A 17481-nucleotide genomic window follows, 5' to 3' on the forward strand; every position below is an offset into this window, starting at 1 on the left:
TAGTAAAAATAAGTTATATGTGTAAATAAACTCATAATGTGATAAAATAAATGTAACAAATAATGTTAATTTAGATATAAAAAAATTTTTATTAAGTTTCAAGAGTTTGTGAAACATGAGTATTTGGAACAATATAAACTAGAAAAAGGATATTTTTTTATATTTGATTTTAGAAAAACTGAGAGATTATTTGGTGAATTAAGAATAACTAATATTGAAATTGAAGTCAATAGTAAAAAGTATTAGAAGTGTATTGCTAGATTGTATAAAATTTGAAATATAGATAAAGGAGAAAATATGAATATTTATTTTGTAGGAGGATCTATAACAGAGGGAGCAGGTGCTAGTAAGTATGAGAATAGCTATGCAGCCTTGGTTAGTAAGTATTTAAAGGATGAATATAAGGAAAATTTAAATATAATAAATTTAGGCGCAGGCGGTACTGGGTCTAACTTTGGAGTATTTAGAATTAGTCAGTATTTCAAGGAAAAGAGGCCAGATGTTGTTTTCTTAGAATTTGCAGTTAATGATAGAATTTTTCCCTTGGAAGATATAAATATCTATTATGAAAATTTAATTATAGAAATATTCAAATGGAATAAAGAAGTTAAGATAGTTTCATTAGAAATGCCAACTGGAATGAGTGATTCGTGTTCTACAGCACATAAGAAAATAGCTTATCATTATAATATACCAGTTATAGATGTTCAAGATAGTGTTTGGAAAGAAATAGGTAGTGATAAATATACATGGAATGATATATCTATAGATAACCTCCATCCTAATGATATGGGGCATAAAACCTATTGTCAAATTATAATTGAAGTATTAAAGAATTTAAATTTTGGAGAGATAGAATGTTGGGGGGATAAGAAGCCAACTACTAACTATATATTAAGGAATCCGGGAATAAAATCTTATGAAGAATGTACTTTTTATGGTAATTGGATTGAAAAAGAAGTAAATTTGAATAATAAATTTAGTGTTGGTGCTATGACAGAGAATATAGGGGATTGTATTGAAATTAATTTTAAAGGAAGATATTTAAGTGTAATGGCTTTGCTATCAAAAGCATCAGGGATTTTGGAGTGTATATTGGATGATAAATTTACTTTTAAATTAGATTTGTACATGAATAACGAAGAATATTTTTCTACATTAATTAATTTAAAAGATATTGAAGATGGGAATCATAATCTTTTAATGAAACTTAGTGAGAACAGAAATCCTGAGAGCAGTGGAAATAAAATTATAATTGGTGGATTTTTAGTTGAAGAAGGCTAGTTTAAACTAAGCATAATTATACAGGAGCAGTACAGACTTTGATTCCACCAGTAGGTACATAAAAAATAAAAATAGAATGGTGCAGATAATCCTGGAGATGCTGGAGGAGGAGGTGCTTCTGATGTTCGTACTATAGGCGGTAATTGGAATGACATATCGTCATTAAGCTCGAGAATTATAGTTGGGGCTGGCGGTGGTGGGTCAGATGATGGATTGCAAGGCGCTTGTGGAGGTAACGGAGGTGGACTTAGTGGAAATGCTGGTACGGGATGTGGATGTGGTGGTGGTGCATCTCAAATATCAAGTGCTGGCCCCAATTATGGTGGATTTGGTTACGGTGGTAATGGAAATAACTACGATTCTGGCGGAGGTGGTAGTGGTTACTATGGCGGTGGAGGTTCATCATACTATGGAAAATTGCTAGAACCTCAAACAACAGTTGGCATAAATTCTGGTAATGGAAAAGTAGTAATAACATATGAAGAAATAAGTTATATATCGTTTTTAAAGAAGAATGAGGAATATTACATGCCAATTGCTAAATATTTCAATCCCAGCACAAATACATTTTTGCCAGTAACATTAGTTGATGTTATGAATCAGATAAATGAAGATCCTAGTCTAATAGAATACAATCACTTAAATAATACATTTTCTATAGATACTAAAATATACACACCATTCAAACTTATAGATTTAATGCAGTATCAATTGTGTTTAATGCCTTTAAATGATGCACTTCTAAGCAAGATATCCTTATCATATATTCCATCAGAAACTGCACTATCAAAAACAAACATAAAAATAAAATATGAGCCAAATTTATATAAACTTAGTCCTAACGATTATATTTCTTATTTAGACATAGGTACTTTGGATAAAACTAAGTTGGACTACTATATTGAGAATGATAGTGATAAAAGCGTAATATATAAAAATTGTAGTGTATTACATGATGATATTGCAATTAATAATTTTTACTTAAATATTAAATTTAATTCATATGATGGATTATTTAATTCAATAACATTATATGGTAAAAATAATGATAAATATATTAAACTAAAAAGCACTAATGTTGATGTATATAGTAAATTTAATTTTGAAATGCTCATAAGTTTCAAAGAAAACTATGAGGAAGTAATTGTAAATATGATTGAAAAACAATCATTGGATTATACAATTGATACATTAGATAAATTTTAGAGGAAATTTTTAAAAATACTTAAAACAATTGCATCTATGATCCCAATAAACAAAAATAGATTATTTTTTTGATTATGATGAAACCAAATCATATAAGAATTGCAGTATATTAAATACAGATAAAACAAGTGAAAATTAATAAATTATTATTCAATCAGTTCAGATGCTGTTGAAAATTAGAGCATTGATTCTACTAAAAAAATATCAAGTGAGCTAAATTTGTATCTTCATACTTATTTGAAAAGTAAAGGAGTGGTTCTTTAATGAAAAAATATTTGGATAATAGTGGATTAACTTATTATTCTACTAAATTATATGATTATCTTAAAAACAAACTTACTGCATTAAATTCTAAGATCTCTAATTTAGAGGTAAAAGTCGATTTCGACAATAAAGAATTAAGTACTAAAATAGAAAATAATAATCAAATTATAAGTCAGAATACTTCAGATATAAAAACTGCAAATAGCATTATCAGTAATTTATCAGCTAAGGTTGATAATAATTATGATGAGCTTAAGACCGATTTTAATTCTGCAGATATGAGACCAACAGGGGATTCTATTTATATAAATAATGTGGAGCAATTTGTTTTTAAAGATGTTGTGGCTGGTCAAGCTGTGACTATTCCACTTAAAGGTGATGGAAGTGACTTTTTGATTCAATGTTATGTACAAACGGAGCAAGGGACTCCTATTGAGCATAAAGTTATAAATATAAATACAACAACAAAGGATTTATTAGAATATGATCCTAGATATGTAGAAATAACTGATGATGGTGCTGTACCAAAAACCTCCGTTTCTTTAACACTTCAAAAAGAAAATACAGTAAATGGATATAATGTATATGTAACTGATTATCTTCCAGTAGAATTAGTAGATAATATTACAACATTAAAGGATTATGATTTGTATTGGATGACACTCCTTAATGAATAAAAAATTTTATGTTAGCTTAAGTGGAAGTGATACTACTGGAGATGGAAGCAAAGCTAACCCTTTTGCAACGATATCTTTTGCACTAACAATGATTACAGCATCAATGGGTGAAATTGATATATATTTAAGTAGAGGTGTACATAAAATGTATGCTGCTGTTGATATGAGTTTGACTACCAATGTAATAAATTATTATGGAAATGGATTTTCTACAGTTATAGAATTTCAATATTGCTATTGTAATGCTGGTTTTAAAAATGAAATGACTATAAACAAATGTGTAGTTAGGCCGTGTAATAATTATAATGGAGATGTAAGAGCAGTAATATATACAAGTGATACAAAGGCAGTTGTATTTAATAATGTATTTTTTACAAAATCCCCTAGCGGGGTATTTCCAACAGAAGTACTGTTTTATTTTCATAACAACACAGCTATGTTTGTATGCAATAAGTCATTTAATTCCTGCTCATTTTTTTTTGATCGCGGTTATCCCATAGTTTTAGGAGCATGTACTTTAAATAAATGCACTACTAATTACCTTGGAATTTCATCTGTTCCAAATAATATAGAAACAAATTCTTTATATAATCAAACATATGGCTTTGAATTTTTACTTATTACTGGAGATAATAGCTTATATGGAGTTTATTCTGGAAGTAATCCTTGGAATGGTACTAAAATGTTCGTACTATCTGATGATGGTATATGCTACTCATGTTATAATGGAACATTAATAAAAACAGAAATGAAATATGAAAATGGATTCAATATAGAAGACTTTGAATTTATAAATGATCTGCATAGTCTTTCTCCATTTAAAATTGTATTTCTTACTTTAAGAGAATATTCGTCAGCTAATATTCCAATAAGCAGCAATGCTTTTCTATTATTAAATGTTTTAGGCTATACGTATGAAAATATAAAAACAGCAGGGAAACACAAGATGTTATTTTCTAATGATTTAAAAACATGGTTCAATTACTATGATAATAAGAATTACAATAAAGTATATATTGATAATATAGATAATTATTTTATTAGAGACTATGTTATTAATAATTGCAAATATATAGATGAAATTGATACAGCATATAAATATATATATATTCACATAGAGGATAATGAAATATTTAATGGATTTACAGAGCAAATTATTCCTCAATATAAGAAAGTAGATATTCCAGTAAATATTCAATGTGGTTCTGAAAGCAAAGCTACTATTGTAGTTCCTGAGCATGTTACTAATTTAGTTGTTAAAAAACTTACTTGTGGAAAAGAAAATATTATTAAAGATACCATGGGGGGATTTTAATGGCTTTAAAAACATTAATATTTAATTATACTGGTGGAGTACAATCTTTTACAGCTCCGTTAAATGGAAGGTATTCACTTGAAGCATATGGTGCAAGTGGAGGTAATTCGGCTAGATCTACAAGTCAGCGAGGTGGAAAAGGTGGATATGCTTCTGGAGATATAAAATTGTTAGCTGGACAAACTATATATATATATGTAGGTGGTCAAGGTGGAGATACTAATGCAGCTGATTCAACTTCTGATGCTGGAGGATATAATGGAGGAGGAAGCTTACTTAGTGGTCAATCATTATATGGAGCGCCAGGTGGAGGTGCAACAGATTTTAGAACCAGCTCTGGAGCTTGGGATACCTTAACTGGATTGCAAAGTAGAGTATTAGTGGCTGGAGGTGGTGGTGGAGCAAATTCTAGGGATGATGGATATGGTTATGGTTCTGGTGGAGACGGGGGAGGATTAGTTGGTACAGACGGAACAACTGCGGGACAAAACTCTGGTGGTATGTCTTATGGATATGGTTATGGTACTGGAGGAACTCAAACAAGTGCCGGAAGTTACAGATGGTATCAAAACGGAATACTCAAAAGTGATAGTATAAATGGAGGATTTGGAGTAGGTGGTGCTAACACTCAAAGTGGTGGTGGCGGTGGCTGGTACGGAGGTGCTGGTAGTGGTCATGGAGGTGCTGGTGGTGGCTCATCATATTATGGTTCATTATTAAATCCCACCGCTATAGCTGGAGTTAACAATGGTAATGGAAAAGCAATTATAACATATGAGGACTATGAAATGTTTTATCTATTAAAAAAAGATGGGGCATATTATATTCCACAAAAAGCTTTTTTTGATATACACAATAAAAAATTTAATAGTGTAACTATAGAATATATATTAAATAACTATACAATTACAAAGCCTGATGATCTGAATAAACCATTTGTAATGAATGGAAAAACGTTATATCCATCAGATATACTTGATTTCTCTAAATGTCAGATCTGTGCATTTACACAAGCCAGTTTAGATGACAGAGAATTAAAAATGATATATGAACCATCTAATATATCATTAGCTAAAACAACTATAAAAGTAAAAGACAAATTTACTTCATTAACTAGTAATTTGGATCATACATTTATTGATATAACCTCTCCAGATAAAAATAAATTAGATTATTTTATTGATTATAATAGAGACGATCAAGATAATTTACGGAAAAGCTGTGGTATATTAAATAAAGAGATACTAAAATATGACTTCTTTTTAAATTTCAAATTTGATGCAACTGATGCTAAATTGCAAACAATAAAGCTATTTGGAAGAAATGATAAGTATACGAAGATAAAAGATTATAGTATTGATGTATATGATGATTTTATTGATAAAGCATATATAGTATTTCATAAAGACTATGATGCAGTATTTGTAAATAAATTATCAAGTGAAAGCGCTGCTTATACAATCAACACATTGGATAAATTTTAAGGATGTGAAGAAATGCAAAATAAATATATAATTTTGAAAAGTCCTGTTAAGATTGGCGATTATGAAAGAGTGGCAAGCTATTCGGGAAGTCTTACTAAAGGCGAAGAGCAGCTTTTAGTCACAAGGGATTTAAAGTTTTTTTTAACAGATGGTAAAGGTGGATATTTAGAATTTAAATCAATAAATTCAGGTATAACTTTTGATGAAGTAAATCAAAAACTTAAAGAACTAGATAATAATATATCTGATAAAATAAGCGATTTAGATAGCAAAAATTCTAAGGATATTAAAACCCTTAATGATGCAGTTGATGCATTGTCTCTTAAATTTTCAGGTTATGTGACAACAGAGGATTTTGACAATTTAAAGACCAAAGTAGAGTCGAATACGACTTTGGCTACTCATGATAATCGAGAGGTACTTGATAAATTTAGTGTTGATAAAGATGATAATCCTTTATTTAATGGTAAAAAGATTGTAGCTGATTTTGATACTTCTGGTATAGAAGCTGAAATTACCGATTTAAAAAATAGAAGTGTTATTGGGAGTTCATTAGATTATGGTCTATTTACAAGAGATTCTGATTTTGTTGTTAATGCAAATGGAGCAATGATTCCAATGAACTTAGCTAATGGCTCTAATATGACATTAAATTCAAACGGAAGAATACTTCTTAAAGCCGGGAAAAAATACAAAATAGAATTTGGAGCAAGAACAATAAATCTTACAAGTGGTTTGGATTTTGGACTTTATGATTATACTAACTCAAAGGGATTAACGATCGTTTCTGATAGTCATTCTACTATATCTGTTAATGCAAGTCATCCTGGGAAAAGCTATTATGTTCCAACAAATGATTGTGAAATAGGGATGTATATAACTTGGTATAGTTCTACAAATCCTGTGACTCTTCCAAGTTATGAATGTTATATCGAAGTCCAGGAAATAAATCGACAAGTAATAATAGATCCTGCAGAGGATGCTAAAAAGATACAATTTGAATATGGTTATTTTAAAGCAAACCAATCATCAAATTTAGCACCTGAAAATCATTTAGAACTGGATATGATAAAAGGAAACATGAGTGCTTCTACTGGTTCAAATCAGGAAAAGGGATTAATAACATTACATGCCAATAAAAAATATAAGTTTGATTTTTCTTATTCTAATGCTGGAAATTCAACTAATGGTATTATAGATTTCAATGTATGTGATTCTAATGGAAATGTATTAGAAGATTTACCATATGCGTATCCTACAACGTACACTGGTGATTCACAATCATCACCAGTCTCAACATTTATTTTAGAGCCTACAATTGATACTGTAATAAATTTTAAAATAGCTGCAAACGCTTCACATTGGGTAGGTGCTTACCTTGTTATAGAAGAAATAGCTCAACCTTATTACTTTAATTATTATAAAGATAGCATAAGTTCTACAACTTTGTTTGAAGGTAGTGCAAATGAAGTAGGAGATTATATATTGTTAGATGATATAACTAAATATGATCATTTGATAGTTTATTCTAAAAATACTTTAACACCTAATCATGGAACAGCTTCAAATATAATAAAAGTATCTGATATAGATTATACTGCTAGTAATCAATTTTGTAATTCAGCTTATGCACCTGGAAATGGTTCAGGATATGGACTATTCTACTATTTTAAAAATAATAAAACTATGAATTTGACGTCTATATTCTTAAATGGTTGGACAGGTGTAAAAATATACAAAATAGAAGGGATTGGCTATACTTATGAAAATCCTTATCAAGATGTTATTACAACGGTTGATGAATTTATAGTTCAAGATTCAATTGTAGACGCAGATATAAATTCAGTTTGGAGTGAGGTGGGAATCTAATGGCAAAAATTAATTTTGAAGATGCTGTTACTAAAATAATAAAAAGATATCTAGTCAGTTTTGGTAAATCATTAGCTTCTAAATTTTACACAAAAAAGCAAGTAGATACTATGATATTACCTATCCCAGCAATTCAAACAGATATAGATAATTTAAAGACAAGAAGTGTTATAGGAAGTAAATTGAAGACAGGATTATATAAGCCGGCAACAAAAATTACTGGTGGTGTTACTACAGGTATAGTAAAAATGGGTGCAAAAATATCTGGTGATTTTACGCTTAATGCAGATGGAACTATAACTCTTCCAAAAGGTTCTTATTATAAAGTGAGAGGATCTATAAGATTCGCAACAGTCACAAATACTGGTTTTGCTTCCTATATGATAAGGAACTTTACGGATTCAGTGAATGTTGGAGTAGCAGCAACTATAAATAGCTATTCATATTGGGAAGGACAACAAGAAGCTATTGCATATATAGATGCAGCACAAAAAGACATAAACGTAGGCATATATATTACTGGCGTAAATAGTGCAACAGGTGCTGAAATAACTGACGGATTTACTTTTCTTGATATACAAGAAGTCAATAGGACAACCATTATAGACCCTTGCGAAGATGGAAAAAATATAAATTTTGAATATGGAGACTTTAGATTATCAGCTGATCAAAGAAGCAATCTTGTAGCTGGTGGAATTATAGCTTTTGATACAGTATATAGTGGAAATATGGCTTTACTTAATAATAAAGTATTATTAAAAGCCGGCAAAACATACGAAATATCAGCAGAAGTGTGTGGTGAATGCAGTAACTCCTTATCCTATGGTATATATAATGAATCAGATAGTAACTGGATTAATCTAGGTTTTGGGGTTGGGGTTGTATCTGGTGGAGCATATATATCAAACCAAAATTCTAATGCAATATTTAAGGCTACTGAGGACACCTATATATCAATAAAAATAAATACATTAAGTGGCGCTGCAGTTTTATTTAGTGCAACTACACATTTAATCATTAAAGAGATAGCACAACCATATTACTTTAATTATTACAAGGATAGTATAGCTTCAAATGTATTGTTTAGTGGAAATGCTGCAAGTGTCGGAGATTATACTTTGAGCGATGATATAACTAAGTATAAATATCTATTAATATCATGGCAAACAGGCAATAGTGCATCTGGAACTACAGCCATAACTCAAACTAAAACAGATATGATTCCTGTTGATACAATAGCAATAGGTGACACTAATAATAAAAGATTATGGTTTGATATGCTTAACGATACAACATTAAAATCAGTTTTGTTATTGTTCTTTAAAAGTTCAAAAATAATGACATATGGTTTTGGGACAGCATCAAGTCCTTGGACAAATCCTGTTGTAACTAGAATAGAAGGTATAGGTTATACTTATGAAAATCCTTACCAAGATGTTATTACAACAGTTGATGAATTTGTACTTACAGATTCAGCTGTAGACACAGACATAAATTCATTATGGAGTGAGGTGGGAATCTAATGGCAAAAATTAATTTTGAAGATGCTGTTACTAAAATAATAAAAAGATATCTAGTCAGTTTTGGTAAATCATTAGCTTCTAAATTTTACACAAAAAAGCAAGTAGATACTATGATATTACCTATCCCAGCAATTCAAACAGATATAGATAATTTAAATACAAGAAGCATTATTGGATCAAAATTAAGTTTTGGATCTTTTGATATAGATACATCAAAAACAGGGGTCAATCCTACGCTATCTGCAAATTATAAGATACCCTTTAAAATTAAAAGTGGCAATCTTATAGTGGATTCAAATGGTTATATTAAATTGGAAAAAGGAAAAAGCTATAACCTTAATTTTTTTGCAACAAGCAATGCGCGATTTGACTTTCAATTCTTTAATGTTACAGATTCAGTTAGTGTTGGAAAAACAATTATAAGTGGGTCAACTATAAGTGGAAGTGGTTCTTATTCAATAGAAGTTACCAAAGATATCTATATTACAGTTATGGTAAGTTATAGGGAAGGAACTATGGTATTTACAGATTATTGTGAGCTTACAATACAAGAGATTGGAAGAAATACAATAATAGATCCTTGTGAAAATGGTAAGAATATAAACTTTGAATATGGGGATTTCTTAATGTCAGCTGATCAGTCATCAAATTCATCTGGATCTATAATAACATTTGATAAATTGAATATAGGAAATATGCAAATAAATAACAATAAAGTTCTTTTAAAATCTGGAAAGATATATGAAATAGAAGCATCAATTTATGCGCCATGTACATCTACTGGATATATTTTATTCGGTTTATATAACGAAACAGATGGTTGTTATTTGAGAATATGTGAAGGAGTCTCTACAACCTATGGTGCTGGATATATTTCTCAGCCTTACTTAAGTACAATCTTTAACCCTCAAAAAGATATTTATGTGTCCCTTAGAATAAATTCATCTGCTGGAATAACTGCTATAAGTAAAGATTTATGTTCATTCAAAATAAAAGAAATGGCTCAGCCTTATTACTTTAATTACTTTAAAGATAGTGTAAAGACAAGTGTATTGTTTGATGGTTCAGCAAATACTGCTGGAACTGTATATAATTTAACTGATAGCTTAGATAATTTTGATTATGTATTAATAGAAGCTGACGCTTTATATAATGGTGCTAATACCAACAGCATATCAGAAAAAATATATAAGCCAGTATTAGGGAAAGTTTACTCAATATTTTATTGGGAAAGTAGTGGGGCATTTCACAAAGCTGATGTTATATTTAAAACAAATACAACATTTACTGTAAGTCTATCAAATAAATATTATACTTCAAATAGAGTATTTAAAATAACAGCCACAGGCTTTGATTACGATAATCCTTACCAAGACATAATAACAACAGCACCAGATGCAGCGTTAACAGATTCAGCAGTAGATTCTGATATTACATCAATATGGAGTGGGGTGGGATTATAATGAACAGAATAGATATAAATACTAATATCACAAATGTAGTTAAAAAATATTTAACTAATTTTAGTAAATCATTAGTTTCAAGATTCTATAATAAAGCTGAAATAGATAAAAAAATGGCTAATATAGACACTAGAAGTATTATAGGAGAAGATCTAGATTATATATATTGTAAACTTTCAGCTGATGCCTCATTTACGGTAGGACAAAATATACCTTTCGTTCAAGCTGGTGATGCTAAAGGATTGTCTATAAAAAACGGAATTGTTACTTTAAAAAAAGGAAAGACATATTCTCTTAAATATTCATTGCATGAAAGTAGTGGTGCTTGGAAGTTTTTTTATGATATAACAAATTCAAAAGAAGTTGCAACAGGTGCTAGAGGCGATTCTGTTTGGAATACAACTTGTACAGCAGTTATACATTGTGATACAGATATGCAAATAGCTGCAAGAGTTGACAGAACAACAAACTCAAGTAGTGCTGTAGGCATAGGTGCTTTCCTGGAAGTAATAGAAATAGGTAGAACAGTATTAATAGATCCAGCACAGCAAATAGATAAAGAATCTGGAATACAGGATACCCCAGTAGGTCACATAATGTCAGTTATGGGATTAAAGGCTCCGCCACATTATCTAGCTTGTGATGGTAGCGTATATAATATAGTTGATTATCAAAAACTTGCTAATTATTTTTTAAACGAATTTGGAAGTATAAATTACTTTGGTGGTGATGGCGTAACGACATTGGCTGTACCAGATATGAGAGAACTTGTTCCAGTGGGAGCTGAACAAAATACAACAAAGACTATTGCTTCACATGATGTTTATACAGCCGGTCAATTCAAAGATGACCAAATGCAAAAAGTAACTGGTAGTTATGTTGGTATACTTAAAAGTGATGGAAGTGCTTCAGGTGCAGTTACAAAGAAGAATACTGGAACTTACACTTGGGGGAGTGGTGGTTTTGGTTCATCTGGTGGAGGATTTGATCTTGATTCATCATTGGTTACTAGAACAGATACAACTAACACCACACATGGAAAACAAATTGGTGTATTATTTTGTATAAAGTTTGAACCAACTTATTTTATGAATTATTCACCACAATATGCTGGCTTTGATACCAAGACTTTATTTGAAGGTACAGCAAATAGCGTTGGAGATTATGTCTTAAGTGATTATATAAACAACTATCAGTTTTTATATGTATATGGAGATATAAACAATGGTTTGGATAAAAGCATGACTGTAATTGATGTTTCTGAAATAAGTCCCACTGAAACACTTAGTTATTTTCAATATGTGAATGGTTATTATAATATCAGATTCACAATTGGAGAAAAAAAGCTTACTTATATTGATTCTACAATTGGTTCTGCTTGGACTTCATATAACGCTAGGATAAGCAAAATAGTAGGGGTAAAATCTGGTTCTATGAATGTAGAAGCTTTTAATATTACAGATGCCGAAGCTGATAATGGAGTTGCAGAGATATGGAATGAGGTGGGAATGTAAAATGGCTCAAATAAATATAAAAGATGCAATAGTTAATGTAGTAGAAAAATATCTTAAAAGTTTTAGCAAATCATTAATCACTAGATTTTATACCAAAGAGCAGTTAATAGATATATATGATAAGAAGGATATAATAAAAAATCTTTCTAAAAATAGTAATGACAAACTATTATATAATGGCAGTATATTATGTACAGAAGGCGATTTGATTAACATTAAAGCGTCGAATATCATAGTCGAAACAGACAATGGTGAAAAAACTCTCCAAGAAATTTTGGACTCACTTTCTGATTATTCTGACGCACCTAGAGCATATTGTGGAAATGCAGAATGTGGTGCAAGTTATTGCGGAGACATAGATTCTGAGGATGCATAAAACCATGCTGAATATAAACGGAATCTAATTTTATAATCAAAGAGGTGATTTTATGTCATATCAAGCACTTAAATGGGTTGATAGAGATAAATCTAAAGACATACCTGGAACAAAGCTTAATGCTGAAAATTTAAACCATATTGAAGCTGGAATTGTTACTCTTGATAATGCAGTAGCAGATCTAACAAAGGCGTTTACTGGTCTTAACTTAACAGAAGATCAAATTAAAGCTCTATCTGATATTTCAGGTAATGTAGCAGCTTTACAAAAGGGATTAGATGCATTACAAGCAAAATTTGATGCCCATGTTCATTCAAATGAAGCTGGTAATACTACTGGTGGAGTTACAACTGATCCTACTGCTACTACTAGTACAACTGATTCTAGCAGCACTAACGGTTAAGATTCTAACAAAGCTGGAAATTAAAACAACATTAACAATGTTAAGGCAAGAGTGTAAAATAAGCAGTTGGAATTATCCAGCTGCTTATTATTGGTCTTAAAGCTAATAGTGGCTAAGCCACGCATAAAATATTTTAGAAAGAAGAGATAATATGTTAGATATAATTAATAATGCTATTTCAAACATTAACTTTGGTGAAATCATAACAACAGTTGTTATTGCAGCTCTAGGTACTTTAATTGCAAAAGTTAGACCTTATGTAAAAGATCTATTAGATAATCTTTTTCAATATGTTTTACTTCAAATTGAGTCTAGTCAATATGAGGATCAATTTAAAAAAGCTTGTGATATTTGGAAACTTGTAGATGAAAATTTCCGCATAGGCGCTGATATTACAAAGGAATTTGAAAATAAGGCTGATTATTTTGATAATCTTCTTTTGCAAAAGTTTCCTTCACTTACTCAAGGGGAAATAGATTATATAAGACAAGTAATTGCTGGAAATGAAAATTCAGTTAAAACAACAACTGCTAATTCACAAACTCAAGCTGATAAATTACAAGAAGACGATAAATCAGCTGCAGCTGCTGAAATCGACGGAACAAAAATTCAAACTGAATCTGAATCTGTACAAGCTTAGCAATAAAATCAAGGGAGGATTTTTATATGTCATTAATTACTGGAATAGATATTTCAAATAATAATGGAAATGTAGATATAAATGGAGCCTATAATAGCGGGGCTGAGTATATTTACTTAAAGGCTACAGAAGGAAGAACTTTTAAAGACTCTTATATGGATGGATTTTATAATCAGTGTAAGGCTGTAGGAGCTAAATCAGGAGCTTATCATTTCCTAGTAAGTACAAGCGATCCTGAAGACCAAGCTAAAAACTTTGCTGAAAAAATTCAAGGCTACGAATTTGAACTTATGCCTTGCTTAGATGTAGAAACAAATTTTGATAATCTTAATGATTACGTTCAAAGATTTGTGGCTGCTTTTTCAATGTATTCAAACAAGGAATTATTACTTTATACTTATACAGGCTTTTTATCAAGCTTAAATAATACGTCTTTAAGCATGTTCAGGAAAGCATGGATGGCCAATTACAATAATCGTGAAGATTTAGATAGTGTTGCAAATGATGCATTAGCTTCAGCTGGTATTGAAATTGTTGGACATCAGTATACTGAAAATGGTACTTTGGGTGTTTTTTCTGGAGATTTAAATGTCTTTACAGATGGTGTAATAAGCTTAGAATTTCAAACTTCTAAAGGAACTTGGAAGCTTGATTCTAAAGGCTGGTGGTTTGAATATGAAGATGGAACTTATCCTAAAAATTCTTGGGCTAAGCTTCCTATAAAAAATAATGATGCTGATAATGTTGCTTGGTTTTTGTTTAATGAAAATGGATATATGCTTTATTCTTGGCAGCAAAAAGATGGTAACTGGTATTACTTAGGTGGAAGCAATGATGGAGCTATGAAAACCGGCTGGGTATTTGATAGTAATTATAAAAGATGGTTCTATTTTGATGACTCTGGAGCTATGCAGACAGGCTGGCAAAAAATCAATGATAAATGGTACTACTTACAAGTAGATAATTTTACAGATTCTACTACTAATACTTCCTATGTCAAAGGTGAAATGAGAACTGGCTGGATTAATTTAGATGGAAAAGATTATTTATTATACAGCACAGGTGAAATGGCACATGATACTGTAATCTATGATTACATAATAGATTCAAGTGGAGTTGCAACTAAAAATACTTTAGAAAAATAAATTCATATTTAATATTTATTGCATAGTCGAATTCGACATGTTAAAATAATATAAAGAGAAGTAGCTATCTAGTAGCTACAAGGCAGCTAGAAAACCTCTAGCTGCCTTTTATTATTCGAAAGGAGAATTATTTTGACTTTTTTAAATTTAGATACCATAAAAAATAGCATTATCGATAATGTAGTAGACACTTTAAGCAGTAATGCAAGAACTGAAAATGAAAAAGAAGCACTAAAACAGGCTTTAACTTCCAAAATAAAGGCCAATACTTTAATATCAAATGCACCTTCTGGAGATATAACAATTGATGCAGATTCAATAAATAATGTAATGAATAAATTATATATTGATCTTCTTACAACTTATGGGGTGCTAAATAATATAGGGGAAGATTTATCAAAATACAATGTAAGTTACTCTTCCTATATAAACTATGTGAATTCACGTATAAATGAAATCAGCGATGCTTTAGAAGCTTGCAGACACTCCTTAACAAGTATCTATATGCCTGCCTATCACATTGAAAGATTTAGAACAGCAGATAGTTTTGATACGACAAGGAGTCTACAAAAAACAAGGTATGATGGATACTTTCCAAGCTATTGTTACTGCAATTATGAAAATAAAGAACATAGGCTTACCTTGCCCTTATTAAGGCAGGATAATTCCTTGCGTTATGATGACAAGGTTGAAACAGCGTATATTACACCTTTTTTCCAGCTTGGCAGAGGGTTTACTAATTTAAAAAATGACGAAACTAATATTGAAAACTGCTTAGATGACAGTGAAACTGACTTTTGGAATACAAGTATCCTTTCAGATAGTAAATTAGAGGTAAGCTTTATAGACAAAAAACCTAGTGTACTTTTTGCTGGAGATGGTTATTACTATGACATTGACAATGGGGCTGTATGCGAGCTTGAAATTAACTTTGAAAGTGTAAATACAGTAAATGAATTAGTATTAAATCCTTGCTGTAATTATCCAATTAGAATAGTTGCTGTAAGATATAAGCAAACAGATGATGAAGACGAGCCACTTACAGAATTAGTATGGCCTGAGAATGAGCAAAAAATGCTTCAAGATAAATTTACAAAATCACAAGTGAGTTTTAAATTTCCAGATATTCTATGTAAGAAAATTTATATTTTATTTGTACAGGAGCATTATTTAAGAAAAACTTATTTGTACAATCCTCAGGATGTATACAAAAATTCTTTATGGTTTGATAGTAAAAATAGTGTTAAACCAAAGGTTTTAGAAGCTGAATTTCAACCTACTTATGGCGATAGAGAGTTGAATTCGACTATTTGGGACAATGTAAATGATAGGATAGTAAAAAATGAAAACAAGGATCTTGCAGCCATTATAATAGGGGATGAAAAAGATAATAGAAAGGTCATTAAATATGATTATAACTATGGTTTTTACTATATAAGCTGCTATAACAACCATTATGACAGAGCAGGTTTTTATGTATCTAAAATGATTAATCTTGGCAATAACATAAGAACAATTAAGCTTTATACTGATGAAATTCATCAAAGGGATAGCCTGAATCATTATATTACTGACATTGAATATTATATAGCTGGTTCAGAAAATCCAACTATGGAGGATTGGCTTCCAATACTTCCTCAAGGAGTTACAGAAATAAAGTCAGAGCTTTTAGAAATTACTGGGGGAAATTATGCTTATTTGCGCTTCCAAACAGATGAAATTTTAAATGTTATGAAGAATGGTGTGCCTATTAATTTAAAAAAGGATAATACTATAGTCTTTGAAAAAGATTGTTCTAAAGATTCTGCTGGTCACTATTATGCAATTAGAATAAATAATTACGATTTTGATGCTGTTTATAGTGTAAATTATAAGCCTATTGATGGTTCTAATATATTAGATTTAAGTCAAAAGCTAGCAACTTCCATTGAAAGTTTTGATGGCAACAATAAGACCTTTTTTAAACTTAATGATGAACCTTATATAGATGACACAGATAACTACTGTAGTGTAAAGCTTACTGATCTTAGTAAAAATACTACAGGTACAGAAATAGAAGTTAAAAATATAACAGAAGCCGCAAATCAAAGCATTAGCTACAAGAATTTTATAGGAGATGGAACTTATCAATACTATGTTTATAAGAACATAATATATTTTAACAAGCCTATTCCTAAAAATTATATAGTAGATATTTCTTATAGGCATTTGATTTCTAAATTTAGAACTAAAGCTATATTTAGAAGAAATTCCTCAAAGGATGGATGGCTTACTCCAATTTTAAATGAGATAAAGTATGATATTGAAACTTATTAGGA

General features: G+C 30.3%; 14 protein-coding genes and 1 pseudogene. All 15 read left to right on the forward strand.

Annotation, left to right across the window (positions count from 1 at the left end; all coding sequences use genetic code 11):
* Nucleotides 1–123 precede the first annotated feature (123 nt).
* Entirely contained in the window at nt 124–246 is a 123-nt protein-coding gene (locus CSPA_RS30865) for a hypothetical protein (RefSeq protein ID WP_278046408.1), read from the forward strand.
* Nucleotides 247–297: 51 nt separating this feature from the next.
* Nucleotides 298–1284, forward strand: coding sequence for an SGNH/GDSL hydrolase family protein (locus tag CSPA_RS28700; RefSeq protein WP_015395924.1), 987 nt, complete (start codon nt 298–300; stop codon nt 1282–1284).
* A gap of 96 nt (nt 1285–1380) precedes the next feature.
* Nucleotides 1381–2490: pseudogene (locus CSPA_RS28705) on the forward strand (glycine-rich protein); the annotation flags it as partial.
* 263 nt (nt 2491–2753) lie between these two features.
* Nucleotides 2754–3431: a hypothetical protein gene (locus CSPA_RS28710; RefSeq protein ID WP_015395926.1), complete on the forward strand. Its 678-nt coding sequence runs from the start codon at nt 2754–2756 to the stop codon at nt 3429–3431.
* The gene (locus CSPA_RS28715) at nt 3424–4746 is read left to right on the forward strand and encodes a hypothetical protein (RefSeq protein WP_015395927.1); all 1323 of its coding nucleotides are present in this window, start codon (nt 3424–3426) and stop codon (nt 4744–4746) included. Before CSPA_RS28710 ends, CSPA_RS28715 begins: the two co-directional genes overlap by 8 nt.
* Entirely contained in the window at nt 4746–6230 is a 1485-nt protein-coding gene (locus CSPA_RS28720; RefSeq protein WP_015395928.1) for a glycine rich domain-containing protein, read from the forward strand. The genes CSPA_RS28715 and CSPA_RS28720 overlap by 1 nt, the downstream gene beginning before the upstream one ends.
* 12 nt (nt 6231–6242) lie before the next feature.
* Nucleotides 6243–8099, forward strand: a complete 1857-nt coding sequence (locus tag CSPA_RS28725; RefSeq protein ID WP_015395929.1) for a hypothetical protein — start codon at nt 6243–6245, stop codon at nt 8097–8099.
* Entirely contained in the window at nt 8099–9622 is a 1524-nt protein-coding gene (locus CSPA_RS28730) for a hypothetical protein (RefSeq protein ID WP_015395930.1), read from the forward strand. Before CSPA_RS28725 ends, CSPA_RS28730 begins: the two co-directional genes overlap by 1 nt.
* Complete coding sequence (locus CSPA_RS28735; protein WP_015395931.1) at nt 9622–11085, forward strand: hypothetical protein; 1464 nt, start codon at nt 9622–9624, stop codon at nt 11083–11085. Before CSPA_RS28730 ends, CSPA_RS28735 begins: the two co-directional genes overlap by 1 nt.
* A complete protein-coding gene (locus CSPA_RS28740; RefSeq protein ID WP_015395932.1) occupies nt 11085–12599 on the forward strand; it encodes a phage tail protein in 1515 nt (504 codons plus the stop codon). Before CSPA_RS28735 ends, CSPA_RS28740 begins: the two co-directional genes overlap by 1 nt.
* 1 nt (nt 12600) lies before the next feature.
* Nucleotides 12601–12975: a hypothetical protein gene (locus tag CSPA_RS28745; protein WP_015395933.1), complete on the forward strand. Its 375-nt coding sequence runs from the start codon at nt 12601–12603 to the stop codon at nt 12973–12975.
* A 52-nt stretch (nt 12976–13027) separates the two neighbouring features.
* Entirely contained in the window at nt 13028–13378 is a 351-nt protein-coding gene (locus CSPA_RS28750) for a hypothetical protein (protein WP_015395934.1), read from the forward strand.
* 151 nt (nt 13379–13529) lie between these two features.
* Complete coding sequence (locus CSPA_RS28755) at nt 13530–14018, forward strand: hypothetical protein (protein WP_015395935.1); 489 nt, start codon at nt 13530–13532, stop codon at nt 14016–14018.
* A 26-nt stretch (nt 14019–14044) separates the two neighbouring features.
* On the forward strand, nt 14045–15163 hold the full coding sequence (locus CSPA_RS28760) for a GH25 family lysozyme (RefSeq protein WP_015395936.1): 1119 nt from the start codon (nt 14045–14047) through the stop codon (nt 15161–15163).
* 132 nt (nt 15164–15295) lie between these two features.
* Nucleotides 15296–17479 carry a hypothetical protein gene (locus CSPA_RS28765; RefSeq protein ID WP_015395937.1) on the forward strand — a complete coding sequence of 728 codons (2184 nt, stop codon included), beginning with the start codon at nt 15296–15298 and terminating at the stop codon, nt 17477–17479.
* Nucleotides 17480–17481 lie beyond the last annotated feature (2 nt).

The sequence above is a fragment of the Clostridium saccharoperbutylacetonicum N1-4(HMT) genome, assembly GCF_000340885.1.
GTDB lineage: Bacteria > Bacillota > Clostridia > Clostridiales > Clostridiaceae > Clostridium > Clostridium saccharoperbutylacetonicum.

Excerpts from the sequence above, each read along its gene's own strand:
- CSPA_RS28700 (WP_015395924.1), top strand. The coding sequence starts at position 298 with ATGAATATTTATTTTGTAGGAGGATCTATAACAGAGGGAGCAGGTGCT.
- CSPA_RS28710 (WP_015395926.1), top strand. The coding sequence starts at position 2,754 with ATGAAAAAATATTTGGATAATAGTGGATTAACTTATTATTCTACTAAA.
- CSPA_RS28715 (WP_015395927.1), top strand. The coding sequence starts at position 3,424 with ATGAATAAAAAATTTTATGTTAGCTTAAGTGGAAGTGATACTACTGGA.
- CSPA_RS28720 (WP_015395928.1), top strand. The coding sequence starts at position 4,746 with ATGGCTTTAAAAACATTAATATTTAATTATACTGGTGGAGTACAATCT.
- CSPA_RS28725 (WP_015395929.1), top strand. The coding sequence starts at position 6,243 with ATGCAAAATAAATATATAATTTTGAAAAGTCCTGTTAAGATTGGCGAT.
- CSPA_RS28730 (WP_015395930.1), top strand. The coding sequence starts at position 8,099 with ATGGCAAAAATTAATTTTGAAGATGCTGTTACTAAAATAATAAAAAGA.
- CSPA_RS28735 (WP_015395931.1), top strand. The coding sequence starts at position 9,622 with ATGGCAAAAATTAATTTTGAAGATGCTGTTACTAAAATAATAAAAAGA.
- CSPA_RS28740 (WP_015395932.1), top strand. The coding sequence starts at position 11,085 with ATGAACAGAATAGATATAAATACTAATATCACAAATGTAGTTAAAAAA.
- CSPA_RS28745 (WP_015395933.1), top strand. The coding sequence starts at position 12,601 with ATGGCTCAAATAAATATAAAAGATGCAATAGTTAATGTAGTAGAAAAA.
- CSPA_RS28750 (WP_015395934.1), top strand. The coding sequence starts at position 13,028 with ATGTCATATCAAGCACTTAAATGGGTTGATAGAGATAAATCTAAAGAC.
- CSPA_RS28755 (WP_015395935.1), top strand. The coding sequence starts at position 13,530 with ATGTTAGATATAATTAATAATGCTATTTCAAACATTAACTTTGGTGAA.
- CSPA_RS28760 (WP_015395936.1), top strand. The coding sequence starts at position 14,045 with ATGTCATTAATTACTGGAATAGATATTTCAAATAATAATGGAAATGTA.